Here is a 24,205-nt window from a genome sequence, read left to right on the forward strand (position 1 = left end):
GTGCCGATGGGTTACCTGGGGCTGTTTCTCGCCGCATTCGGCGCGGCGACGTTGCTGCCCCTGCAATCGGAGGCGGTGCTGGTCAGCCTGTTGATCAGCGGGCATTACAGCCCGTGGCTGCTGCTGGGTATCGCCACCCTGGGCAATGTCCTCGGCTCGCTGGTCAATTGGTGGCTGGGGCGCTGGGTGGAGCACTTCAAGCAGCGTCGCTGGTTTCCGGTCAGCGACAAGCAGCTGGAAAAGGCCCGCCATCATTACCAGCGCTGGGGGCATTGGACGCTGCTGCTCAGTTGGGTGCCGGTCATTGGCGACCCGCTGACGTTGGTGGCCGGGGTGATGCGTGAGCCGTTGTGGCGGTTCCTGCTGCTGGTGACCCTGGCCAAGGGCCTGCGTTACGCGGTGCTCGCCGCCGTGACCTTGCAGTGGGTGTTAATCCCCCGTTAATCCCGCGCAAAGAGCATCCGAGCACCCTGTTCGGAGCCCCGCCCATGCCTCTATCCCGTGCTTTTTGCATCGCCGGCCTGTTGACGGCCAGCATCGCCCCGGCGTTCGCCGCCAGCTATGGCCCTGAGCTGCAAGGCTTCCAATACCCCTACCCCCTCGAACATTTCCAATTCCAATCCCAAGGCAAATCCTTGCAAATGGGCTACATGGACGTGCCGGCCAAAGGGCAACCCAACGGTCGCAGCGTGGTACTGATGCACGGCAAGAACTTTTGCGGCGCCACCTGGGAAGGCACGATCAAGGCCCTGAGCGACGCCGGATATCGGGTGATTGCACCGGACCAGATCGGTTTCTGCAGCGCCAGCAAGCCCGACCACTACCAGTACAGCTTCCAGCAATTGGCCCTCAACACCCATCAACTGCTGGAAAAGCTCGGCATCCAAAAGGCCACACTCATTGGCCATTCCACCGGCGGCATGCTCGCCACCCGCTACGCGCTGATGTACCCCGAACAGACCGAGCAGCTTGGGCTAGTCAATCCGATTGGCCTGGAAGATTGGAAAGCCTTGGGCGTGCCCTCGCTCAGCGTCGACCAATGGTATGCGCGAGAACAGAAAGTCAGCGCCGAGGGGATTCGCAAGTACCAGCTCAACACCTATTACGTAGGGCGCTGGAAGCCTGAGTACGAGCGCTGGGTCGACATGTATGCGGGCCTGAGCAATGGCACCGGGCACACGCTGGTCGCATGGAACTCGGCGTTGATTTACGACATGATCTTCACCCAGCCGGTGTACTACGAGTTCAAGAACCTGCAGATGCCCACCCTGTTGCTCATCGGCACCGCCGACACCACCGCCATCGGCAAAGACGTTGCGCCGCCGGCGGTCAAGGCCAGGATCGGCAACTACGCGGTATTGGGCAAGCAAGTGGCCAAGCTGATTCCCCACGCCACACTGGTAGAGTTTCCAGGCCTGGGCCATGCGCCGCAGATGGAAGAGCCGGCGAAGTTTCACCAGGCGCTGTTGCAGGGCTTGAACGCCCTTTAATCCAACTTTTTTCGAGGCACGCGTGCATGTCGGTACAGATCGCAGTCATTGATGATTGGCAAAATGTAGCCAATGGCGTGGTGGATTGGTCGGTGCTGGAGTCGGTTGGGCAGGTGCACTTCCTGCACGATTACCCGGCCGATACCGCCACGATGATTGAGCGTTTAAAGGCGTTCGAGGTCATTTGCGTCATGCGTGAACGCTCGACCTTCGACAAAGCCCTGTTGCAGGGTTTGCCCAACCTCAAGTTGCTGGTGACCGGCGGCATGCGCAACGCCGCCATCGACATAGCCGCCGCCAAGGCCCTGGGTATCCAGGTGTGCGGCACCGACAGCTACAAGCAGGCGGCGCCGGAACTGACCTGGGCACTGATCATGGCGTCTACGCGCAATCTGCTGGCCGAGGCCAACTCATTGCGCGCGGGTGGCTGGCAGGTGGGACTGGGCGGCGACCTGCATGGCAAGACCCTGGGCATTCTCGGCCTGGGCAGCATTGGCCAGAAGGTTGCGCAGTTCGCCCAGGTATTCGGCATGCGGGTGCTGGCCTGGAGTGAAAACCTCACGCCGGAGCGCGCCGCGCAGGCCGGGGCGACCTGGGTCAGCAAGCGCGAGCTGTTTGAGCAGGCCGACATTCTCACGATTCATTTGGTACTCAGCGACCGCAGCCGTGGCCTGGTCGACGCCGAAGCATTGAGTTGGATGAAACCGACGGCCCGGTTGGTGAATACCGCGCGCGGGCCGATTGTGGATGAGCAGGCGCTGGTGCAGGCATTGACCACTGGTCGCCTGGCGGGCGCGGCGCTGGATGTGTACGCCGAAGAGCCGCTGCCGTTGGATCACCCGTTTCGACACCTGCCCAACGTACTTGCCACGCCCCATGTGGGCTACGTGAGTGAGCAGAACTACCGGCAGTTCTATGAGCAGATGATCGAAGATATCCAGGCCTGGGCCGAGGGGGCACCCATTCGGGTGCTGGGCTGACGCACCAATAAGGTGCGACCCGCACTAATGGTGTGAGCTTAATTTTCGTGGTGAGCAGGCTTGCCCTGCGCTGGGGCGCGAAGCGGCCCTGAAAACCGGCAACGGGGTGGCAGGCCGCCAAATCGTTTGGGAGCGCTTCGCACTCCAGCGCAGGGCAAGCCTGCTCACCACAACCTCTCGCCTTCCTCAATTGCATATGGTTACAAGTTTTTTGTCCTACAAAATTCCCGCACAAACCCTACAGGCTCTGGAATCTGTCCTAGACTGATGACCGATGGGTCCCTTCCAAAACAAAAACCCCGCAAAAAATCTAAACTTTCGAACTCTGCCATAGGTCAGGTCTAGGGTAAGGCGCGCACAAGCGGTGCATACCAGATGCCGTCTATCTATTCTTTTTTGCTTACCGTGCAACTGGCATACGCCTTGCCAGTTTGTTATTGCGCTTGTGCGCCTGGCCGCAGGATGCGGTCATCGGAGCTAATGGCAGCGGGCCATTAGCCGACCAACACGTGGAGATAGCTATGATCAGTGCCGCTGCAAGTATTCAGGGAGAGCGTGTTAGTCAGCCAGTTGGCGGGTCGACAGCTTTAGTCGACCTCAACACGGTGCGGCCGGTCCCGAGTCATAACCCCAATCGCAAGAAAGTCCTGTTCGTGACCTCCGAGTTCGCCGACCTGGTGAAAACCGGTGGCCTGGGCGACGTGTCCGCGGCCCTGCCCCGCGCCATGGCCCATTTGCACGATGTGCGCGTCCTCATCCCCGGTTACCCGCAGGTGATGGAAAGCGACAACCCGATCCATATCATCGGTGAGCTGGGTGGCCACGCCGCGCTGCCGCCGTGCAAGATCGGGCGCATGGACCTCAAGGACGGCCTGGTCATCTATGTGCTGATCTGCCCCGAGCTCTACGAGCGCGAAGGCACGCCCTACGGCGCCAACAACGGCCGTGACTGGCCGGACAACCATATTCGCTTCGCCCGCCTGGGCCTGGCCGCTGCCGACATGGCCGCCAACCTCGCCCAGATCCACTGGTGCCCGGACCTGGTGCACGCCCATGACTGGCCCGCCGGCCTGGCACCCGCCTATATGCACTGGCGTGGGTCACGTACGCCGACCTTGTTCACCATCCATAACCTCGCCTATCAAGGCGTGGTCAGCCTGGCCTCGACGCCGGAGCTGGGTATCCCGCCCCACGCGTTGCAGCAGGAAGGCATGGAGTTCTACGGCAAGATGTCGTTCCTCAAGGCCGGCATGGCGTACTCCAGCCATATCACCACGGTGAGCGCGACCTACGCCCAGGAAATCACCACCCCGGAATTCGGCTGCGGCCTCGACGGTTTCCTCGCCGCCAAGACCCAGCAAGGCCTGCTCAGTGGCATCCCCAACGGCATCGATGAAAGCTGGGAAACCTCCACCGACACGCACCTGACCCACAACTTCAATATCGGTGACTGGGAAGGCAAGGCCATCAACGCCGACCACGTGCGCGAGCTGTTCGGCCTGCATGACTCCACCGGCCCACTGTTCGCGGTGGTCTCGCGCCTGGTCTACCAGAAAGGCCTCGACCTCACCGAAGCGGTGGCGAGCTTTATCGTCGAGAACGGCGGGCAGATCGCCATTATCGGGCGCGGCGAGCCGGAAGAAGAACAGGCCATGCGTGAACTGGCGCTGCGCTTCCCGGGCCAGGTCGGTGTGCGCATCGGCTTCAACGAGACCGACGCGCGGCGCATGTTCGCCGGCAGTGACTTCCTGCTGATGCCATCGCGCTACGAGCCCTGCGGCCTGAGCCAGATGTATGCCCAGCGCTTCGGCTCGCTGCCCGTGGCTCGCAACACTGGCGGGCTGGCGGACACCATCGAGAATGGCGTCACCGGCTTCCTGTTCAATGAATCCACCGTAGAAAGCTACGAAGAAGCCCTGAGCCGCGCGTTCCGGGTCTTCGCCAATAAAGGCCTGCTCAACGCCATGCGCAGCCGCGCCATGACCCAACCCTTTAACTGGTGCCAGGCGGTGGAACCCTACGCCGAGCTGTATGAACAACTGGTGGCCAAGGCCTTGGGGAAATCGACTAAATAATCAAGGGAGGTCTTCATAGATGCCGTTACGGACTTTGGAAACCTGGCCCCACGGCGCAATCATGCTGGACGCGCAACACACGCGTTTTGCCTTGTGGGCGCCAGACGCGTTTTATGTCAGCGTTGAATTGGAAAACGGTAAATCCATCGCCATGCTGCCCCAGGCAGATGGCTGGTTCGAGACTGAAGTGAAATGCCCGGCGGGCACGCGCTACCGCTACAACATTGATGGGGAAATGGATGTTCCCGACCCCGCGTCCCGGGCCCAGGCCTCGGACGTGCATGGCTGGAGCCTGGTGGTCGACCCGCTCGCCTACACCTGGCGTCACGCCAACTGGCAAGGCCGCCCCTGGCACGAAGCCGTGATCTACGAAGTGCACGTCGGCGCGATGGGGGGCTACGCCGAAGTCGAAAAGCACCTGCCACGCCTGGCCGAGCTGGGCGTCACCGCGATTGAATTGATGCCACTGGCGCAATTTCCCGGTGAGCGCAATTGGGGGTATGACGGCGTACTGCCCTATGCACCGCAGTCCTCCTACGGCTCGCCCGAGCAACTCAAGCACCTGGTCGACAGCGCCCACGAGCACGGCCTCGCCGTTATTCTCGACGTCGTCTACAACCACTTCGGCCCCGACGGCAATTACCTCGGCCAATACGCCAAAGGCTTCTTCCAGGAAGATGTGCATACGCCGTGGGGCGCCGGGATCGACTTCGAGCGCCGCGAAGTGCGGAATTTCTTCCTCGATAACGCACTGATGTGGCTGCTTGAGTACCGCTTCGACGGCCTGCGCCTGGATGCGGTGCACGCCATCGACAACCCCGGTTTCCTCCAGGAACTCGCGCATCGGGTACGCCAGCAGGTGGATACCGGTCGGCATGTATGGCTGATGCTGGAAAACGAGCTGAACCAGGCCAGCCTGCTCAAGGAGGATTTCGACGCGCAATGGAATGATGACTTCCATAACGTATTGCACGTGTTGCTGACCGGCGAAACCGATGCCTATTACAGCGACTTTGCCCAGGACCCCACGGCCAAGCTTGCCCGGTGCCTGGGCGAAGGGTTCATCTACCAGGGCCAAACCACCCGCCATGGCCACGAGCGCGGCGAACCGAGCGCTGAACTACCGCCCACGGCCTTCGTCGCATTCCTGCAGAACCACGACCAGATCGGCAACCGCGCCCTGGGCGAGCGCCTGCACCAGCTCTGCTCGCCCCAGGCGCTCAAGGCTGCAACCGCCCTGCTGCTGTTGTCGCCGATGATTCCGCTGATGTTCATGGGGGATGAGGCGAACGCGAGCGAGCCGTTCCTGTTTTTTACCGACCACCACGGTGAACTGGCTGAAGCGGTACGCGAAGGCCGACGCAATGAATTTGCCGACTTCGCCGCGTTCCATGACCCCGAGCGCCGTGAACGCATCCCGGATCCCAACGCGCTGTCGACATTCGCGCAATCGGCCCCGGTGATCGCCGATAACCCGCACGCTGAGCTCTACCGCCAACTGCTGGGCCTGCGCCATCGCCATATCGTGCCGCACCTGCCTGGTGCCGTGGCGTTGGGCGCGCAGGTGCTGGCCTACGCCGCCGTCAGTGCGCGCTGGCGCCTGGGTAACGGCAGCCTGTTGCAGATCGACCTGAACCTGAGCGCCACGCCACTGGATCACCCGGCGACCGCGCCGGTCCTGTTCGAAACGCCGGCCCTGCAAGGTGCGCAACTGCCGCCCTTCAGCGCCCGCGTCACTTTATCCCCTGTTGGAGAGCACCCTTGAGCGAAGCGAACCTGGAAATCCTCGCCAGCCGCGCGGGCCTGGCCGTCGATTGGATCGACGCAAACGGTCGCCCGCAACGAGTGACACCCGACGCCCTGCGCGCGGTTCTCAAAGGCCTGGGCCACCCGGCCGACAGCGATGCCGACATCAACGCCAGCCTGCTTGAATTGGAGCGGGTGCAACAAGACAAGCGCCTGCCGCCCCTGATGACCGTCGACAGCGGTGAAGGCCTCGACCTGGCGCGCTACTTCGAACCCGACACCCTGTGCCGGGTCAACCTCGAAGACGGCGAAAGCCTGGAACTGCGCCTCGACGGCGATGCCGTGCTGCCCGGGGTTATAGCCTTGGGCTACCACCAGGTGCAGATCGACAACCAGAGCTTTACCCTGGCGGTCGCGCCCACCCATTGCTACAGCGTGGCCGAAGCGGTGGACAACCAACCCGCCCGAGCGTGGGGCCTGAGCGCCCAGCTGTATTCACTGCGCCGCTTGGGCGATGGCGGTTTCGGCGACACCCTGGCCCTGGAACACCTGGTCCGTTCCGCCGCCGAACGCGGCGCCGATGCCCTGGCGATCAGCCCGATGCACGCGATGTTCAGCGCCGACACCGAGCGCTACAGCCCGTACTCGCCGTCCAGCCGCCTGTTCCTAAACAGCCTGTACGCCTCGCCTGCCTGCATTCTCGGTGAACGTGAGGTGCGCAACGCGATTGAAGCCCTTGGCCTGGAAGAAGAGCTGCACGGGCTGGAACAGCACAGTCTGATCGACTGGCCGGCCGCTGCGCGGGCCAAACAACGCCTGTTGCGCGTTCTGTATGAAGACTTCCGTCACGGCCATCACCCGCAGCATGCCGACTTCCTGAGCTTTCGCCAGGCCGGTGGCGAGGCGCTGGAAAACCATTGTCGCTTCGAAGCCGTGCAGGCTGTGCGCGCCGCTGCAGGCGAGGACCTTGACTGGCGCCACTGGCCTGAAGAGTGGCGCTCGCCGCAAAGCCCGGCGCTGGTGGCGTTCGCCGAGGAGCACCACGCCGAGATCGGCTTCTACGCCTTTGGCCAATGGCTGATCGCCCGTTGCCTGGAGCGCGCCCAGCAAGCCGCCAAAGGCAGCGGCATGGGCGTCGGCTTGATCGCCGACCTGGCCGTCGGCGCCGACGGCGGTGGCAGCCAGGCCTGGAGCCGCCAGGATGAGTTGCTGGCCGACCTGACCGTGGGCGCGCCACCCGACATCCTGAACCGCGCCGGTCAGGGTTGGGGCATTTCCGCGTTTTCGCCCGAAGGTCTCAAGCGCAACGGTTTCCGCGCGTTTATCGAGATGCTGCGGGCCAACTTCGCCCATGCCGGCGGCTTGCGCATCGACCATGTAATGGGCCTGCAACGCCTGTGGGTGATCCCCATGGACGCCTCGCCGCGCGAGGGCGCTTACCTGTATTACCCGGTGGACGACCTGCTGCGCCTGCTGGCGCTGGAATCCCACCGCCACCAGGCCATCGTGCTCGGTGAAGACCTCGGCACGGTGCCCGATGGGCTGCGCGAGAAACTCATTGCACGTTCGATCCTCGGCATGCGCGTGCTGTTGTTCGAACAGGGCCACGATGGCCAGTTCAAGCCGATCCTCGACTGGCCGGATAACGCCCTGGCCACCACCAGTACCCACGATTTACCGACCCTCAACGGTTGGTGGCACAGCCGTGATATCGACTGGAACGTCCAGTTGGACCTGATCGATGCGCCCACCGTGGAGCAATGGAGCGAGCACCGCCTGCGTGAACGCCAGGCGCTGCGCCAGGCCTTGAGCCAGGACCCGCAGAACTTCGTCGATGAGATCCGCAATGAAACCGACCACATGATCGACGCCAGCGTGCGCTACCTCGGCCACACCCGAGCGCCGCTGGTGCTGTTGCCGCTGGAAGACGCCCTGGGCCTGGAAGAACAGGCCAACCTGCCCGGCACCACCGACACCCACCCCAATTGGCGCCGCCGTCTGCCGGGCGAGGCCTCCAGCCTGCTCGACAACGCCGGTGCCGCGCGCCGCCTTGAACTGCTGGCCGTCGCGCGTAACCAAGCCTATGAGCGTGACCGATGAAAGCCCTGCCCCTGCGCGCTACACAGCGCCTGCAATTCCACAAAGGTTTTACCCTGGACGATGCGGTGCCGCTGGTGCCGTACTTCGCCCAGCTCGGCATCAGCCATCTCTATGCCTCGCCCTTGCTGAGTGCGCGTGCCGGCTCCATGCACGGCTACGATGTGGTCGACCCCACCAGCGTCAATCCCGAGCTGGGTGGCGAGGCCGCCTTGCGCCGGTTGGTCGCGGCCCTGCGCGAGCACGATATGGGGCTGATCCTCGATATCGTCTCCAACCATATGGCCGTGGGCGGCGCCGACAACCCTTGGTGGCTGGACCTGTTGGAATGGGGCCGGCTGAGTCCCTACAGCGAGTTTTTCGATATCCAGTGGCACTCCCCCGATCCGCTGCTCAAGGGCCAATTGCTCATGCCCTTCCTCGGCAGCGACTACGGCGAAGCCTTGCAGAGCGGCACGCTGACGCTGCATTTCGATGCCGCCCACGGCGCGTTTCATGTTGAGCATTACGAACATCGCTTCCCGATCTGCCCACGGGATTACGCGGCGATCCTCGGCACCGACGAGCTGCTCAAACCCCTGGCCGACCGCTTCAGCGCCCTGGCCTATCAGGATGACGCCTACGCCGAAGCCGCCTGGCTCAAGCAGACGTTGGCCGAGCGTGCCACCGAAGTCCTCGAGCTTATCGAACGCCGACTGACCGAGTTCGACGGACGTACGCCGGAGGGCTTCAACCGTCTGCACCACTTGCTCGAGCAACAGGCCTACCGCCTGGCCAGCTGGCGCACGGCGGCGGACGATATCAACTGGCGGCGCTTCTTCGACGTCAACGAACTGGGCGGGTTGCGCGTGGAGCGCACGGCGGTGTTCGAAGCCACCCACGGCAAGATCTTCGAACTGATCAGCCAGGGCCTGGTGGATGGCCTGCGCATCGACCACATCGACGGCCTGGCCGATCCGCGCGGTTACTGCCGCAAGCTGCGTCGCCGGGTGGACTCGCTGTCGCCCGAGCGGCACTTGCCGATCTTCGTCGAAAAAATCCTCGGCGAGGGGGAAACCCTTCGCGAAGACTGGCAAGTGGACGGCACCACCGGCTACGAATTCATGAACCAACTGTCGCTGCTGCAACACCATCCCGAGGGCTTTGCGCCGCTGGCTGAGTTGTGGACGCGCCACAGCGAACGGCCCTCGGCGTTTATCGAAGAGGCGCGGCTGGCCCGCCAGCAAATCCTCAACGGCTCCCTGGGCGGCGACTTTGAAAGCGTGGCCCAGGCCCTGTTGCAAGTGGCCCGCGACGACGTGATGACCCGCGACCTGACCCTCGGCGCGATCCGTCGCGCATTGCAGGAACTGATCGTGCACTTCCCGGTGTACCGCACCTATATCAGTGCCCGTGGTCGCAGCGCAGATGACGACAAGGTGTTCCAGCAGGCCCTGGACGGCGCTCGCACGACCCTTGGCGAGGGCGACTGGCCGGTGCTCGAGCATCTGGAAAATTGGCTCGGTGGCCAACCCTGGCGCAATCGTCCGGTGGGCCGCGAGCGCAAGATGCTCAAGCATGCCTGCGTGCGCTTCCAGCAACTGACCTCGCCGGCAGCGGCCAAGGCCGTGGAAGACACCGCGTTCTACCGCTCGGCCGTGCTGCTGTCGCGCAACGATGTGGGCTTCAGTACCGAGCAGTTCAGCGCGCCGTTGGCCGAGTTTCATGCCGTCAATCAACAGCGCTTGCAGGCCTTCCCCGACAACCTGCTGGCCACCGCCACCCATGACCACAAGCGCGGCGAAGACACCCGGGCGCGCCTGGCCGTGCTCAGCGAGTGCGCGCCGTGGTACGTCGAGCACGTGGAGCATTGGCGCACCCTGGCCGCACCGTTGCGCGACGACGCGACTACACCGTCGGCCGCCGACGAGCTGATCCTGTATCAGGTATTGCTGGGCAGTTGGCCGCTGGACCAGGCCGAGGACTTCGAGGGCTATCACCAGCGCCTGTGGCAGTGGCAACAAAAAGCCCTGCGCGAAGCCAAGTTGCAGAGCAGCTGGAGCGCGCCCAATGAGGCCTATGAACAGGGGGTCGAGGCTTTTCTCACGCGCCTGCTGCTCACGGAGGAAGGTCGGCCCCTGCGCAGTGCGATCAATAACGCCGCCCAGGCCATCGCCCCCGCCGGCGCACTGAATGGGCTGGCGCAAACCTTGCTTCGCCTTACCGTGCCGGGTGTGCCGGACCTGTACCAGGGCGATGAGTTCTGGGACTTCAGCCTGGTGGACCCGGACAACCGTCGCCCGGTGGATTTCACCGCGCGGCAACAGGCACTCAATACCCCGCCGGACATCGGCGAACTGTTGTTCAACTGGCGTGACGGGCGTATCAAACAAACCTTGATTGCCCAGGTATTGGCCTTGCGCAAGGCCTATCCTCAGGTGTTCCGCAGCGGCCGCTATACAGCGCTGGAAGTGGTCGGCCAACACGCCGAGCGGGTGGTCGCATTCTGCCGCGAACACCAGGGCAAACGCGTGCTGGTGGTGGTGCCACGCTGGTCCCATGAGCTGCTTGAAAACGGTGTGCGCCCCCAGATCAATGCGCGGGTTTGGGGCGATACACGGGTGAAATTACCGTTCGCCGCACCAACGCAAAACTGGAAGGGACTTTTTCATACAGGCGCAGTCACACCAGACAAGGAGCTGTTGATCAGCACTGCCCTGGGGGATTTCCCGGTCAATGTCTTTATCAATCCTGATGATCAAGAAAGCTGAAAATTTTCTGTGAGGAGCATTGTGATGAGTACTGAAGACAAACGCATACGCGAACTGGCGCATCAGATCTGGGAGTCTGAAGGCAAACCCCACGGGGAAGACGCGCGCCACTGGGAGATGGCGCGCAAGCTGGCCGAAGCCGAAGCGCTGACGCCGAGCAAACCCAAGCCCGCCGCCAAGCCCAAGACCGCCCCCAAGCCTGCGGCGAAAGCCAAGCCAGCGGCGCCAGCCGCGAGCAAGCCGGCGCCGCCGGCGGCCAAGAAGCCACCCGCGCCGAAAAAGCCCAAGGCTTAACGCGCACGGCGCCATCAACCTTTTGCCGATGCGGTCGGCAAAAGGTGATTTCACTCTTCTTATCATTCGCTGAAAACTCGTCAGCAGGGCCGCGTTCGGCCCGAAAAATAGCCTTGCAGGAGCAACTCAATGAGCAAACCCCATAAGACCCCATCGACGCCGGGCAGCGAGCCGTCGCGGATTCGTGAAGGTTTGCCCTTCCCCCTCGGCGCGACCTGGGATGGCCTGGGTGTCAACTTTGCGCTGTTCTCGGCCAACGCCGAGAAAGTCGAACTGTGCCTGTTCGACGACACCGGCGAAGTGGAACTCGAGCGCATCGAATTGCCCGAATACACCGACGAAATTTTCCACGGCTACTTGCCCGACGCCCACCCTGGGCTGATCTACGGCTACCGTGTGTACGGGCCTTATGACCCGGCCAATGGTCATCGCTTCAACCACCACAAATTGCTGATCGACCCCTACGCCAAGCAACTGGTGGGCGAACTCAAATGGTCCGAAGCGCTGTTCGGCTACACCATCGGCCACCCGGACGACGACCTCAGTTTCGACGAGCGTGACAGTGCGCCCTTCGTGCCCAAGTGCAAGGTCATCGACCCGGCGCACACCTGGGGCAACGACCAGCCGGTGCGGGTGCCGTGGGACCGTACGATCATCTACGAAACCCACCTGCGCGGCATCAGCATGCGCCACCCTTCGGTGGGCGAAGACGTGCGCGGCACCTGTGCCGGGTTGATGGAAGATGATGTGCTCAAGCACATCCGCCAGTTGGGCATATCGTCGGTGGAGTTGCTGCCGGTGCACGCCTTCGTCAACGACCAGCACCTGCTGGAAAAAGGCATGACCAACTACTGGGGCTACAACAGCATTGCCTTCTTCGCCCCCGACCCGCGCTACCTGGCCAGCGGCAAGATCGCCGAGTTCAAGGAGATGGTCGCGCACCTGCACGAGCAGAAGCTGGAAGTGATCCTCGACGTGGTCTACAACCACACCGCCGAAGGCAACGAGCGCGGCCCGACCCTGTCCATGCGCGGCATCGACAACGCCTCGTACTACCGGCTGATGCCCGATGACAAGCGCTTCTACATCAACGACTCCGGCACCGGCAACACCCTGGACCTGAGCCACCCGTGCGTGCTGCAGATGGTCACCGACTCCCTGCGTTACTGGGCCAACGAGATGCACGTCGACGGCTTCCGCTTCGACCTCGCGACCATCCTCGGCCGCTACCGCGATGGCTTCGATGAACGCCACAGCTTCCTCGTGGCCTGCCGCCAGGACCCGGTGCTGCGCCAGCTGAAACTGATTGCCGAGCCCTGGGACTGCGGCCCCGGTGGCTACCAGGTGGGCAACTTCCCGCCCGGCTGGGTTGAATGGAACGACCGGTTCCGCGACACCGTACGCGCGTTCTGGAAAGGCGATGACGGCCAACTGGCAGACTTCGCCGGGCGCATGACCGCCTCGGGCGAGATGTTCAACCACCGTGGCCGGCGCCCGTACAGTTCGGTGAACTTCATCACCGCCCATGACGGTTTCACCCTGCATGACCTGGTGTCGTACAACGACAAGCACAACGAAGCCAACGACGAAAACAACCAGGACGGCAGCAATAACAACCTGTCCTGGAACCACGGCGTCGAGGGCCCCACCGACGACCCGGAAATCAACGCACTGCGCCTGCGCCAGATGCGCAACTTCTTCGCCACGCTGCTGCTGGCCCAAGGCACGCCGATGATCGTCGCCGGTGATGAGTTCGCACGTACCCAGCACGGCAACAACAATGCCTACTGCCAGGACAGCGAGATCGGCTGGGTCAACTGGGACCTGGACGAGGACGGCAAGGCGTTGCTCAAGTTCGTCAAGCGCCTGATCAAGCTGCGCCTGGCCTACCCGATCCTGCGTCGTGGGCGCTTCCTGGTGGGCGACTACAACGAAGACATCGGCGTCAAGGACGTCACCTGGCTGTCGCCGGATGGCAACGAGATGACCACCGAGCAGTGGGAAGACAGCCACGGCCGTTGCCTGGGCATGCTGATGGATGGCCGCGCCCAGGAAACCGGGATTCGCCGCGCCGGTGCCGACGCCACCTTGTTGCTGGTGGTGAACGCCCACCACGACGTGGTCAATTTCCGCCTGCCGCCGGTGCCGGAGGGTGAGTTCTGGACCTGCATGCTCGACACCAACGAGCCGGCGGTACGTGGCCAGGAACGCTTCGAGTTCGACCACGAGTACGGCGTGACCGGCCGCTCGCTGCTGCTGTTCGAACTGCAGCGTGACGACGAGGTGTGACATGGCTCTGCATGGATTCCTTCAAGGCTTCCAGGACTATGCGGACACGCAGGACCTGGCCAAGGCCCTGAGGGCACTTCAGGAGGAAGGCCTCGATCAGTTGCCGCTGCCTGGCAGCGGCGACACCCTGGGGCGGTTCAGCCGCCTGGCGCAGGTGGCTGGCCATGACCTGCGCCTGTGCAAGCTGTTCGAAGGTCACACCGATGCGCTGGCGATTATTGCTGAGCTGCGTAGCCCGGCGCCGCCTTTGGGCAGCCTGTGGGGCATGTGGGCTGCAGAACCGCCGAATGCCAAGGTGCAGGTGCGCTGCGAGGGCCATCGCCTGCGTCTGGACGGGCGTAAAGCCTGGTGTTCCGGGGCGGCGGTGGTCAGCCATGGTTTGTTGACGGCATGGGATGAACAAGGCGGCCAGCAATTGGTGGCGGTGCAGATGGACCAACCGGGGATCACGGTCACCCACGACGGTTGGAATGCCGTGGGCATGGCCGCCACCGGCAGCGTCGAGGTCGTCTTTGACGGCGCCCATGGCCTTGCCGTGGGCGGCCCCGGCGACTACCTCGGGCGCCCTGGGTTCTGGCATGGCGGCATCGGTATCGCCGCCTGCTGGTACGGTGCGGCACAACGCCTGGCCGAGGTGTTGCGCGATCACTGTAGCAAGCGCTCGGAGCCCCACGCCCTCGCCCACCTGGGCGCCGTCGACAGCGCCCTTAACAGCGCCGCCTGTGTGCTGCGGGCCAGCGCCGAACAGATCGACCGCGAACCCAAAGCTGACGCCCGGCAACTGGCGCAGCAGACGCGCGCCTGTATCGAGGACACTGTCGAGCAGGTCATGCGCCATGTCGGCCGCGCCGTGGGGGCGGGACCGTACTGCAAGGATCCGCACTTCGCCCAGTTGATGGCGGACCTGCCGGTGTATGTCCGCCAGAGCCATGCCGAACGCGACCTGGCCGGCCTTGGCGAACTGGTCGCCGGGGAACCCACAGGGAGGTGGCAGTTATGAAACCCAACCCGATCGTCGGCCAGGGCACGCCCCTGCAGCGCTGGCAGGACTCGCCGCTGATGGCCGAACTGCCGCAGATCAGCGTCGAACAATTGGTGCCCGAGGGCCACCGCGCGGTGATCATCGCCCCGCACCCGGATGACGAGGTGTTGGGCTGTGGCGGCCTGTTGCAGGGCTTGGCCGAGTTGGGCCGGCCCATTCAATTGATTTCGGTCACCGATGGCAGCGCCAGTCACCCTGGTTCCACCCACTGGTCGGTGGAGCGCTTGAGCGTGGTACGCCCCCAGGAGTCGGCCCAGGCCCTGCATCGCCTGGGTGTGCCGTTGCACAGCCTGAAATGGTTGCGGGCCGGCTTCAGCGACAGCCAGGTGGCGGCGCGAGAGGAGCAGCTCAGCGCCTTTATCCAGCGCCACCTCAAACCCACGGATGTGGTGTTCACCACCTGGCGCGAAGACGGCCATTGCGACCATGAGGCCGTGGGCCGCGCGAGCGCCAGGGCGGCGCACGCGGTGGGTGCGACCCTCTATGAGCTGCCGGTGTGGACCTGGCACTGGGCGTCCCCCGAGAACAGCCAAGTGCCGTGGCACCGTGCCCGCAAAATCCCCCTGACCTGTGAAGCCGTCGCGCGCAAGCGCCACGCCATCCATGCGTTCGCCAGCCAGTTGGAGGGTGACCCGCAGATCGGCCTGCCGCCGGTGCTGGCGCCCTATGTGGTGGAGCGTCTGCTACAACCTTTTGAAGTGGTATTCGTATGAGTGTGGCGACGCCATATTTCGATCAACTGTTTGCCGGTAACGACGACCCCTGGGCCTTTCGCCAACGCTGGTACGAGCGCCGCAAACGGGCGCTGACCCTGGCACTCTTGACCCGGCCGCGCTATGCCTCGGTGTTCGAGCCCGGTTGCGCCAATGGCGAATTGAGCTTCGAGCTGGCCCCGCGCTGTGATCACCTTTTGTGTTGCGACACCGCCTCGGCCGCCGTCGCCCTGGCACGCAGCCGCTTGCTGGGCTTTGCCCATGCCCGGGTGGAGCAGAGCCGCCTGCCCGCGCAATGGCCGACCGGCGAATTCGATCTGATCGTCTTGAGCGAGCTGTGCTACTACCTCGACCGCGATGACCTGTGCCGCTTGATCGATCGCGCCCTCAACAGCCTCACCGCCAACGGCCAGGTGTTGGCCTGCCACTGGCGTCCGCCGATCGACGGGTGCCCGCAGACCGCCGAACAGGTGCATGCCCTGCTCCATGAGCGGCTGGGGATGCCCCTGGTCGCCACCCACCACGAACCCGACTTTCTACTCGACCTGTGGAGCCGTGACGGCACTTCGGTTGCCACCCTTGAGGGCCTGCGATGATCGGCATTCTGATCCCGGTACATAACGAAGAGGCGCTGCTCGGCGAGTGTCTGGAGGCCGCATTGGTGGCTGCCCGTCACCCAGGCCTGCTGGGTGAAGCGGTGCAGATCCTGGTGCTGCTCGACAGTTGCAGCGATGCCAGTGCGGCGATTGCCGAAGGGTTCCCGGTGCAGCGCCTGGAGGTGCAGGCGCGCAACGTGGGCCATGTGCGCGGGGTGGGTGCGCGACACCTGCTCAACCAGGGTGCGCGCTGGATCTCATGCACCGACGCCGACAGCCGCGTGGCCCCCGATTGGCTGGTGGCCCAGTTGGCACTGGGCGCCGACGCGGTGTGCGGCACCGTGACCGTCGACGCCTGGAGCGAAGGGTTCGACCCGGCGGCGCAGATCCGTTACCAGGCGGCGTACCACGCCCGTGACGGTCACCGGCATATCCACGGCGCCAACCTGGGCATCAGTGCCGGGGCCTATGTGCGGGCCGGAGGGTTCGAACCGCTGGCCTGTCACGAAGATGTGCAATTGGTGCGCGACCTCGAACGCTGCGGGGCGTCCATCGCCTGGAGCCACGCCCCGCAGGTCATCACCAGCGCGCGCCTGGAGGCCCGTGCCCAGGGCGGGTTCGGCGATTATTTGAAGAGCCTGATGTGCGCGTCTTGAAAAAAACGACATTGCAAAATGTAAAAGCGACCAATCCTTGTCTATGCTGATGACGCCTTGCTGGTAATTCAGGGTTGGATTACCACGCGTGCACCACGGCGGAGTCTGTGGTGAATAAATAGAGTCGTCCCGTCAACGGGGCACGACCCAGCATCAACCGACAAGGACGTAACGCCCATGAAGCCTGCCTCCCTCAGTGAAGGCCGTCGCGGCCCCGCGCAAATCTGGAACAGCGCACCGCAGCTGGCGCAAATCCCGCCTATCTCTACCGCCTCCCTGGTGCCCGCTGGCGCGCGCGTGGTGATCATCGCGCCGCATCCCGGCGACGAGGTGGTGGCCTGCGGCGGTCTACTGCAATTGCTCAGCACCCTGGAACACCCCCTGCAAATGATCTCCATCACGGACGGCAGTGCCAGCCACCCGGGTTCCCACGTATGGCCGGCCAGCCGCCTGAGTGTGGTGCGGCCCCAGGAAAGCGCCGAGGCGCTGCGCCGCCTGGGCATGCCCTTGCACAGCCTGAAGTGGATTCGCGGCGGTTTCTGCGACAACGCCCTCGCCGCCCGCGAACCGCAACTGAGCCAATTCATCGCGCGCTACCTGCAACCGGGCGACGTGGTGTTTTCCACCTGGCGCAACGACGGCAATGACGACCATGAGGCCGTCGGCCGTGCCAGCGCCAACGCCTGCAGCCTGGTGGGCGCGCAACTCTATGAACTGCCGATCTGGGCCTGGCACTGCCCCGCCCGCGAGGGTGCGACGATCCCCTGGCAACGGGCGCGCAAGGTACGCCTGGACACCTGGACCGTGGCGCGCAAGCTCCACGCCGTCCATGCGTATGCCAGCCAGTTGGCGGGCGATCCGCAGATCGGCCTGGCGCCCATATTGGCCCAAGTGCTGCTGGAGCGTATGCGCGAGCCTTACGAGATTGTGTTTGCGTAAGGCATGAAAGGGAGCGAGCAGCCCGCCGCTCCCGTCAGCCGTACATTTACTCCTCGGACTCCCGGCACTTGATAAGGTATCGACTGGCATCCTGCCAGCGAGCGTCGTCACGCAATGTTGCTTGGGCTTCGTCGACGCTTTCGGCTTCGACTGATTCATCTGCCTGCTTGGCGTCGGCCCCTTGCCCGGCGTTGATCGTCGTGTCGTAGATCGCGCAGTCAAACAGCGCGGCCCAGCTCTGGCTGGGCAAAATCATCAATATCAGGGACGCGCACAATGCTTTTACTGTTTGGGTATTCACGATAGCACTCCTTGTAGATGTGGCGGCCTCACAGGCCATTCGCCAGGCACGTCGACTACAGGATCATCCGTTGGCTACGCCCTTGAGACCCGCAAGGCCCCTGCCCTCTATATTCATCCACTACCGTTTCGTTCCCGGTCCATCCAGCATAGCCAAGCCAATGCTGCGCCATAACTCGTCTACACCTGTTATTTCTGACAGTGGCGGCCCGCAGGATGGGTGGCTATGGTGCAAAAAGCGCTGCACAGCTTGAGGTGCAGTCGAGAAAGCCATGCCAACCCCTTGCATTGGCCGGTGTTTTCGAACAGGTAACCCGTCGTCCCTGATCCGTATCGCGTCACGTTGTCATGGTCTGGCCTGCACCGGCCTTTGCCGGTGCCGGGGCAACTTTCCCCTCGCACGAGGATGGATCATGCACTCACGGACTCTGACCCTGCTGTACCTGATTGCCTTGGCGACGTTGCCGCCCGCGTCTTACGGGGCGTGCACCATCAGCAACACCGCCGGCGATGACCTTTCTTCCTGCGACAGCGGCACGGCACCGGGATTTACCGACAACGCGGGCAACAACACCCTGAACATCAGCGCCACGGGGCGGATTACCGGGAATGTCACCTACGGCGCCGGCAACGATCTGGTGGATGTGAACGGGCCGAGCGCCGGGATCGACGGCAACCTCAACCAGGGCGATGGCAGTAATATTTTCCGGCTCAACCTGGGCAGCATCACCGGCAGCGTCAGCCAGGGCTCGGGGGCAGATGTAGCGCAGATCAGCGGCGGCCAGGCCGGCGCCGTCAGCCAGGGCGCAGGCGTCGACAGCTTTGCCATGAGCGGAGGCACCATTGCCTCACTGGCCCAGGGTGATGGCCTGGACACCTTCAACATGAGTGGCGGCACCATCACCGGAGCCTTCGAGGATGGCGACCAGGCCAAGATGAGCGGCGGCACCATCGGCCGGGTCGACATGAAGCTCGACAACAACCTGTTCGATATGTCGGGTGGCAGCATCATCGCCAACCTGGTAACGGGCTTCGGCAACGACACCATCCTGATCTCGGGCTCGGCCTTTATCGGCGGCAACATCAGTGTCAGCGGGGGCAACGATCACGTGGCAGTGTCCGGTGGCGACGTCAATGGCCAGATACTCCTCAGCTTTGGCAACGATCACTTCGAATGGACCGGTGGCAACCTGCATTCGTTCGTACTGCTGGGCGCCGGTGACGACACGGCGGTGCTGCAGAACCTGGTCAGCACCCAACTGGCCGCGGCGCAGTTGATCGACGGTGGCCTGGGTATCGACACGCTCACACTGGACAATACCAAGGCCGGCGATCCAGGCCTGTTTCCCAACTGGGAAAACATCCGCCTGGACAACCAGTCGCAGCTGACCCTGGGCGGAACGCTGAAACTGGGTGACAGCGCCACCGGTACCGGTAGCCTGACCATCGACGGAACCAGTGAACTGTTGATCAGCACCGGAGTGATCGACCCGTTTACGGCCGGCCAACGGGTGAACGTCACCAACAGTGGCACCCTCAACATGACCACCGGCAACACCCGGACCAACGACACCTTGACCATCAATGGCAATTACACCGGCGACAATGGGCGGCTTGCGCTGCAAAGCGCCTTGGGTGCGGACGATTCCCCCAGCGACAAACTGATCATCAACCAGGGCACACTCGCCGGGACCACGGCCATCAGTGTCACCAACCTCGGCGGCGCGGGGGCGGCCACCCTGCAGGACGGCATCCAGGTGGTGCAGGCCCTCAACGGCGCGTCTGGCAGTGGCAACGCGTTTACGCTGGCCGGGCCTGTATCAGCCGGGGCGTTCGACTACTACCTGTTCAAGGGCGGCGTAACGGCCGGCACGGCAGAGAACTACTACCTGCGCTCGACGATCCCCGTGGTGCCGCCTGACCCGGTGATAATCGTGCCGTTACCCACTCCGGTTCCCGGTGAACCACCGCTGCCGCCCAATCCCGGGACCGAACCGATCCCCATTTATCGTCCGGAAGTGCCGATCTACGCCGCGCTGTTTCCCGCCGCGCAGCAACTCGTGCAGGGCATGCTCGGCACCTTTCACCAGCGCATGGGTGACCAGAGCCAGCAACTGCACAGCGGTGCATTCACCTCAGGTTGGGGGCGGTTCTACGGCAGCAGCTCGCGTCAGAGCTTCACCGGGACGGTCAGCCCATCGCTCGACAGTTCGGTGACCGGCTTCCAAGTGGGTACCGACCTGTATGCCAGCACCTACGACAATGGCCTGACCCAACGCAGCGGGTTCTTTGTCGGCCACAGCACCCTCAAAGGTAACATCAAGGGCTTCAACGGCGGCTGGCAGGACAAGGACGCCGGCAAGACCACCTTGCGCGGGGACAGCCTGGGGGTCTACTGGACGCTGATCGGCGCCAACCAGGCCTACCTCGACCTGGTATTGATGGGCACCCGCTTCGATGGCAATAACGAGTCGGATCGTGGCGTGAAGATGGACACCCACGGGCACAACGTCACAGCCTCCGCCGAGGCCGGCTGGCCGTTTACATGGGGGGCTGGCTGGGTGGTTGAACCGCAGGCGCAACTGTTCATCGGCAGGACCAGACTGGATAAGCAAAACGACGGGATCTCCGACGTCGCCTATGACGCCGACACCAACGTCACCGGCCGCCTCGGGGTGCGCGTGCGTGGCGACTACCGGGTGCGTGGCATGCCGCTGCAGCCCTACGTCCGTACCAACGTCTGGCACAGCAGCGCCGGGCAGAACACCGTCACCTTCAACGGTGTGACGGCCATCGACACCGAGCAGAAGTCCACCACCCTGGACCTGAGCGCCGGCGCCACGCTGAAGGTGGCCACGGGCATCAGCCTGTACGGCGAGGTGGGCTACAACCGCAACCTGGGCAGCAACACCTTCAACGGCCGCCAGGGCACATTTGGCCTGAGAATGGAGTTCTGAGCACCCCGTGAATCACCTGTGGTCAGGGTTGACCACACCGGCCGCCTTGAAGCGTGAAAACTGAAAGGCAATGCCCAGCCAGATAAACCAGGCCGGCATCACGCACAGCGCCAGGCGTGTATCCGGCCGCAACGCCAGCAGGCACAACACGAAGACCAGGAATGCCAGAGAAAACCACGCCATCGGCACACCGCCGGGCATCTTGTAGAGAGACCTGGCGTGCAGGTCCGGGCGCTTTTTACGGTAGGCGATGTAGGACGCGAGGATGGTCGACCAGGTGAAAATCACCAGGATCGCCGACACCGTCGACACAATCGTGAAGGCGGTCATCACTTCCGGCACCACAAACAGCAACACCAGGCCCACCAGCATCAGCAAGGTTGTGAAGGCCAGGCTGATAAACGGCACGCTGCTTTTCGACAAGCGCCCAAAGATACCCGGCGCGTCCCCCAGGTCGGCCAGACCGAACAACATCCGGCTTGCGGAGAACACGCCACTGTTGGCCGACGATGCCGCCGAGGTCAGCACCACGAAATTGACGATCCCCGCCGCAGCTGGAAAGCCCGCCACCAGGAACAGTTCCACGAACGGGCTCTTGCTCGGCGACACCTGTTGCCACGAAGTGACCGCGATGATGCACGCCAGGGCCAGCACGTAGAACAGGATGATGCGCAGCGGAATCGAGTTGATCGCCTTGGGCAAGGTCCTTTCCGGTGCTCGGGTTTCGGCGGCTGCGGTGCCGATCAGTTCGGTGCCGGCAAAGGAAAAGATCGCCATCTGGAAGCCGGCGAAAAAACCGAACAGGCCATTGGGAAACGCCGCCTGTTTGTCCAGCAAGTGGCTCACGGAGGCCCTGACCCCGGTGGGCGAGACAAACGAACTGGCAATCAGCACCACGCTGACACCGATCAGGGTCAGCACCGCGATGATCTTGATGATCGCGAACCAGAATTCCACTTCGCCGAACAGCCTGACCGTCAGCACGTTCAACGCGAACAGCGTCAACAGCATGCCCACCGCCGGCATCCAGGCCGGCACATGGGGGAACCAGTACTGGAAAAACCCGCCGACCACCACCGCGTCCCCCACCACCGCCACGCTCCAGCTCAGCCAGTACGACCAGCCGAGAAAGAATGCCGCACGCGGGCCCAGGTACGCGCCGGCAAAGTCAGCAAAGCTCTTGAAGTTGAGGTTGGACAGCAGCAGCTCACCCATGGCGCGCATCACGAAGTACACGAACAGCCCGATGATCATGTAGATCAGGATGATCGAGGTGCCGGACAACGCGATGATCTTGCCGGAGCCCATGAACAGGCCGGTGCCGATCGCACCGCCCATGGCCATCAGCTGGATGTGGCGGTTGTTCAGGGTGCGTTGCAACGCAGGCTTCTCACACAGCCCGGACGTGGTTGTTTTCATCACAAAACCTCTTGTTATGTTTTTGAGTTTTGGCAGAAAAAAGAATCGAGCGAGTGTTGTTATTAGGTCAGGCAATCTTGCTTTCGAAGCCGTGCAGAACGTTGACGGCGTTGATGCCGATCTCGTCGACCATGTAGCCGCCTTCCATCACGAACAGCGTCGGCACGCCCACGCCGGCGATGATCTCGCCCATGCTGAGGAAGTCCTGGCTGTCGAGGAGGAAGTGGCTGATGGGGTCGTCCTTGAAGGTGTCGACGCCGAGGGAGATCACCAGCACCTCGGGGGCGAAGTGTTTGAGTTGCTGGCAGGCGTGGATCAGCGCGGTTTTGTACTGGCCCCACGTGGTGTTTTTCGGCAAGGGGTAGTTCAGGTTGAAGCCCTGCCCGGCACCTGCGCCGCGTTCGCTGTCGGCGCCGGAAAAATACGGATAGGACACCGACGGGTCGCCGTGCAGGGAGATGAACAGCACATCCGCGCGGTCGTAGAAAATATTCTGCGTGCCGTTACCGTGGTGGAAATCCACATCCAGCACCGCCACGCGCCTGGCGCCTTGGGTGATGGCCTGTTGCGCGGCAATCGCGGCATTGTTGAGGTAGCAATAACCGCCCATGTATTCGCGGGCCGCGTGGTGCCCCGGTGGGCGGCACAGGGCGAAGGCGCTGTGATGGCCTTCGTCGATCAGCGCCAGGCCGGTGAGCGCGATGTCCGCGCTGGTCTTGACCGCCTGCCAGGTGGTGGCGGTGATCGGCGAGCCGGCGTCCATGGCGAAGAAACCCAGCTTGCCGTCGATAAAGTCCGGCACCTGCCCATTGGCCAGGTCGCGCACCGGCCACACCAGCGGCAGCGCGTCATGGCGGCGGCCGATGGCGGTCCATTCGGCCCAGGCGGTTTCGAGGAAGCTGACGTAGCGCTCGCTGTGGGCGTTGACGTAGCAGGCGCGCTCGAAGCTGCGCGGCACGATGATATCGCCCAGCCCGACGTGCCGGACGCGGTCACGCACGGTGTCGGCGCGGCTGGGTTGTTCGAATGAGGGCTTGAGCACGCCGTCCTTGAGTTCGGTGCCGTGGTGCAAACGGTGGTCATCACTAAAAACAGTCAGCATTTGGATACATCCGCCAGAAAAAGACAGGGTCTATTTTGTTCTGGCTGAGCAGGGCTTTCTTTGCTTTTACTTCTGACACTGATAGCTTTATCGGGTGTTTTTACCCTGGTTACAGCCAAATATGAAAAATAAAACCAAGCAGGTCGTTCTGGACGACACCGATCTCGCCATCCTCGCCCTGCTGCAGGAAGACGCGAGTATTTCCAACGCCCAACTGAGCGAGCGCCTGGCCCTGAGCCTCACCCCTTGCTGGCGGCGGCGCAAACGCCTGGAGGAAGAAGGCGTGATCAAGGACTACCAGGCGAACTTGGATCGCAAGTTGCTCGGCCTGGACATCATGGCGTTTGTGCATGTGCGTTTTGCGATCCACACCGACCATGCGCCGGATGCGTTCGAGGCGGTGGTCAAAGAGCTGCCTCAGGTGCTGGCGTGCCACAAGATCACCGGCGACGCGGATTACCTCTTGCAGGTGCTGGCGGAGGATCTGGACAGCTACAGCGAATTTGTCGAAAGCGTGCTGCGACGGCAGCTGGGGATTGCGTCGATCCAGTCGAGCCTGGCGCTGCGCGAGGTGAAGGCGACGAGTCGGATCGCGATTCCGAAGCGCGATTGAGCACGCAAAAAAAGAACTCGCCGACGGCAGGTAATGGCCAAACGCCTGCCCCCCAGATGTGAAAAATTCGTTAACCAATTCTCCCCAAAGGCTTTTTTCGGCAGGTTTAATCTGCCAAACTAATGCGAATAATTATCAACAGATTTA

General features: G+C 63.3%; 19 protein-coding genes. 16 read left to right on the plus strand and 3 right to left on the minus strand.

Annotated elements, in window-relative coordinates; genetic code table 11:
* From J3D60_RS06575 to J3D60_RS06640, 14 genes are all read left to right on the plus strand, one after another.
* On the plus strand, positions 1-444 hold the full coding sequence (locus tag J3D60_RS06575; protein WP_253490514.1) for a YqaA family protein: 444 nt from the start codon (positions 1-3) through the stop codon (positions 442-444).
* A 44-nt stretch (positions 445-488) separates the two neighbouring features.
* Positions 489-1,490: an alpha/beta fold hydrolase gene (locus J3D60_RS06580; protein ID WP_253490515.1), complete on the plus strand. Its 1,002-nt coding sequence runs from the start codon at positions 489-491 to the stop codon at positions 1,488-1,490.
* Positions 1,491-1,516: 26 nt separating this feature from the next.
* Positions 1,517-2,470 carry a D-2-hydroxyacid dehydrogenase family protein gene (locus J3D60_RS06585; protein ID WP_253490517.1) on the plus strand — a complete coding sequence of 318 codons (954 nt, stop codon included), beginning with the start codon at positions 1,517-1,519 and terminating at the stop codon, positions 2,468-2,470.
* A 521-nt stretch (positions 2,471-2,991) separates the two neighbouring features.
* Complete coding sequence (gene glgA / locus J3D60_RS06590; protein WP_092484855.1) at positions 2,992-4,545, plus strand: glycogen synthase GlgA; 1,554 nt, start codon at positions 2,992-2,994, stop codon at positions 4,543-4,545.
* A 19-nt stretch (positions 4,546-4,564) separates the two neighbouring features.
* Positions 4,565-6,310: a malto-oligosyltrehalose trehalohydrolase gene (treZ, locus tag J3D60_RS06595; RefSeq protein ID WP_253490519.1), complete on the plus strand. Its 1,746-nt coding sequence runs from the start codon at positions 4,565-4,567 to the stop codon at positions 6,308-6,310.
* A complete protein-coding gene (malQ, locus tag J3D60_RS06600) occupies positions 6,307-8,391 on the plus strand; it encodes a 4-alpha-glucanotransferase (protein WP_253490521.1) in 2,085 nt (694 codons plus the stop codon). Before treZ ends, malQ begins: the two co-directional genes overlap by 4 nt.
* Positions 8,388-11,138, plus strand: a complete 2,751-nt coding sequence (locus tag J3D60_RS06605; protein WP_253490523.1) for a malto-oligosyltrehalose synthase — start codon at positions 8,388-8,390, stop codon at positions 11,136-11,138. The genes malQ and J3D60_RS06605 overlap by 4 nt, the downstream gene beginning before the upstream one ends.
* Positions 11,139-11,162: 24 nt before the next feature.
* Positions 11,163-11,432, plus strand: a complete 270-nt coding sequence (locus tag J3D60_RS06610; protein ID WP_065941695.1) for a DUF2934 domain-containing protein — start codon at positions 11,163-11,165, stop codon at positions 11,430-11,432.
* A gap of 129 nt (positions 11,433-11,561) precedes the next feature.
* Positions 11,562-13,721: a glycogen debranching protein GlgX gene (gene glgX / locus J3D60_RS06615; RefSeq protein WP_253490525.1), complete on the plus strand. Its 2,160-nt coding sequence runs from the start codon at positions 11,562-11,564 to the stop codon at positions 13,719-13,721.
* 1 nt (position 13,722) lies between these two features.
* A complete protein-coding gene (locus tag J3D60_RS06620; protein WP_253490526.1) occupies positions 13,723-14,721 on the plus strand; it encodes an acyl-CoA dehydrogenase family protein in 999 nt (332 codons plus the stop codon).
* Complete coding sequence (locus J3D60_RS06625; protein ID WP_141157625.1) at positions 14,718-15,476, plus strand: PIG-L deacetylase family protein; 759 nt, start codon at positions 14,718-14,720, stop codon at positions 15,474-15,476. Before J3D60_RS06620 ends, J3D60_RS06625 begins: the two co-directional genes overlap by 4 nt.
* Entirely contained in the window at positions 15,473-16,072 is a 600-nt protein-coding gene (locus J3D60_RS06630; protein WP_253490527.1) for an SAM-dependent methyltransferase, read from the plus strand. The genes J3D60_RS06625 and J3D60_RS06630 overlap by 4 nt, the downstream gene beginning before the upstream one ends.
* Positions 16,069-16,728: a glycosyltransferase family 2 protein gene (locus tag J3D60_RS06635; RefSeq protein WP_065941700.1), complete on the plus strand. Its 660-nt coding sequence runs from the start codon at positions 16,069-16,071 to the stop codon at positions 16,726-16,728. Before J3D60_RS06630 ends, J3D60_RS06635 begins: the two co-directional genes overlap by 4 nt.
* Before the next feature lie 177 nt (positions 16,729-16,905).
* A complete protein-coding gene (locus J3D60_RS06640; protein ID WP_065941701.1) occupies positions 16,906-17,667 on the plus strand; it encodes a PIG-L deacetylase family protein in 762 nt (253 codons plus the stop codon).
* A 46-nt stretch (positions 17,668-17,713) separates the two neighbouring features.
* Here the strand turns inward: J3D60_RS06640 and J3D60_RS06645 are convergent, their stop codons facing one another.
* Entirely contained in the window at positions 17,714-17,968 is a 255-nt protein-coding gene (locus J3D60_RS06645) for a hypothetical protein (RefSeq protein ID WP_065941702.1), read from the minus strand.
* 412 nt (positions 17,969-18,380) lie between these two features.
* On the opposite strand from J3D60_RS06645, the gene J3D60_RS06650 reads away from it, so the two are divergent.
* Positions 18,381-20,924, plus strand: coding sequence for an autotransporter outer membrane beta-barrel domain-containing protein (locus J3D60_RS06650; protein ID WP_253490528.1), 2,544 nt, complete (start codon positions 18,381-18,383; stop codon positions 20,922-20,924).
* A gap of 12 nt (positions 20,925-20,936) precedes the next feature.
* Here the strand turns inward: J3D60_RS06650 and J3D60_RS06655 are convergent, their stop codons facing one another.
* Positions 20,937-22,343, minus strand: a complete 1,407-nt coding sequence (locus tag J3D60_RS06655) for an amino acid permease (RefSeq protein ID WP_253490529.1) — start codon at positions 22,341-22,343, stop codon at positions 20,937-20,939.
* Positions 22,344-22,410: 67 nt separating this feature from the next.
* Complete coding sequence (locus J3D60_RS06660; RefSeq protein WP_253490530.1) at positions 22,411-23,445, minus strand: histone deacetylase family protein; 1,035 nt, start codon at positions 23,443-23,445, stop codon at positions 22,411-22,413.
* A gap of 121 nt (positions 23,446-23,566) precedes the next feature.
* Here J3D60_RS06660 and J3D60_RS06665 point away from each other — a divergent pair, with 121 nt between their 5' ends.
* Positions 23,567-24,058 (plus strand): Lrp/AsnC family transcriptional regulator, encoded by a 492-nt coding sequence (locus J3D60_RS06665; protein WP_253490531.1) that lies wholly within the window; start codon positions 23,567-23,569, stop codon positions 24,056-24,058.
* Positions 24,059-24,205 lie beyond the last annotated feature (147 nt).

Source organism: Pseudomonas sp. S3E17 (assembly GCF_024168685.1).
In the GTDB taxonomy this organism is placed as follows: Bacteria; Pseudomonadota; Gammaproteobacteria; order Pseudomonadales; family Pseudomonadaceae; genus Aquipseudomonas; species Aquipseudomonas marginalis.

Coding starts and splice junctions, on each gene's coding strand:
- J3D60_RS06580 (WP_253490515.1), top strand. CDS start 489: ATGCCTCTATCCCGTGCTTTTTGCATCGCCGGCCTGTTGACGGCCAGC.
- J3D60_RS06585 (WP_253490517.1), top strand. CDS start 1,517: ATGTCGGTACAGATCGCAGTCATTGATGATTGGCAAAATGTAGCCAAT.
- glgA (WP_092484855.1), top strand. CDS start 2,992: ATGATCAGTGCCGCTGCAAGTATTCAGGGAGAGCGTGTTAGTCAGCCA.
- treZ (WP_253490519.1), top strand. CDS start 4,565: ATGCCGTTACGGACTTTGGAAACCTGGCCCCACGGCGCAATCATGCTG.
- J3D60_RS06605 (WP_253490523.1), top strand. CDS start 8,388: ATGAAAGCCCTGCCCCTGCGCGCTACACAGCGCCTGCAATTCCACAAA.
- J3D60_RS06610 (WP_065941695.1), top strand. CDS start 11,163: ATGAGTACTGAAGACAAACGCATACGCGAACTGGCGCATCAGATCTGG.
- glgX (WP_253490525.1), top strand. CDS start 11,562: ATGAGCAAACCCCATAAGACCCCATCGACGCCGGGCAGCGAGCCGTCG.
- J3D60_RS06620 (WP_253490526.1), top strand. CDS start 13,723: ATGGCTCTGCATGGATTCCTTCAAGGCTTCCAGGACTATGCGGACACG.
- J3D60_RS06625 (WP_141157625.1), top strand. CDS start 14,718: ATGAAACCCAACCCGATCGTCGGCCAGGGCACGCCCCTGCAGCGCTGG.
- J3D60_RS06630 (WP_253490527.1), top strand. CDS start 15,473: ATGAGTGTGGCGACGCCATATTTCGATCAACTGTTTGCCGGTAACGAC.
- J3D60_RS06635 (WP_065941700.1), top strand. CDS start 16,069: ATGATCGGCATTCTGATCCCGGTACATAACGAAGAGGCGCTGCTCGGC.
- J3D60_RS06640 (WP_065941701.1), top strand. CDS start 16,906: ATGAAGCCTGCCTCCCTCAGTGAAGGCCGTCGCGGCCCCGCGCAAATC.
- J3D60_RS06650 (WP_253490528.1), top strand. CDS start 18,381: ATGCACTCACGGACTCTGACCCTGCTGTACCTGATTGCCTTGGCGACG.
- J3D60_RS06655 (WP_253490529.1), bottom strand. CDS start 22,343: ATGAAAACAACCACGTCCGGGCTGTGTGAGAAGCCTGCGTTGCAACGC.
- J3D60_RS06660 (WP_253490530.1), bottom strand. CDS start 23,445: ATGCTGACTGTTTTTAGTGATGACCACCGTTTGCACCACGGCACCGAA.
- J3D60_RS06665 (WP_253490531.1), top strand. CDS start 23,567: ATGAAAAATAAAACCAAGCAGGTCGTTCTGGACGACACCGATCTCGCC.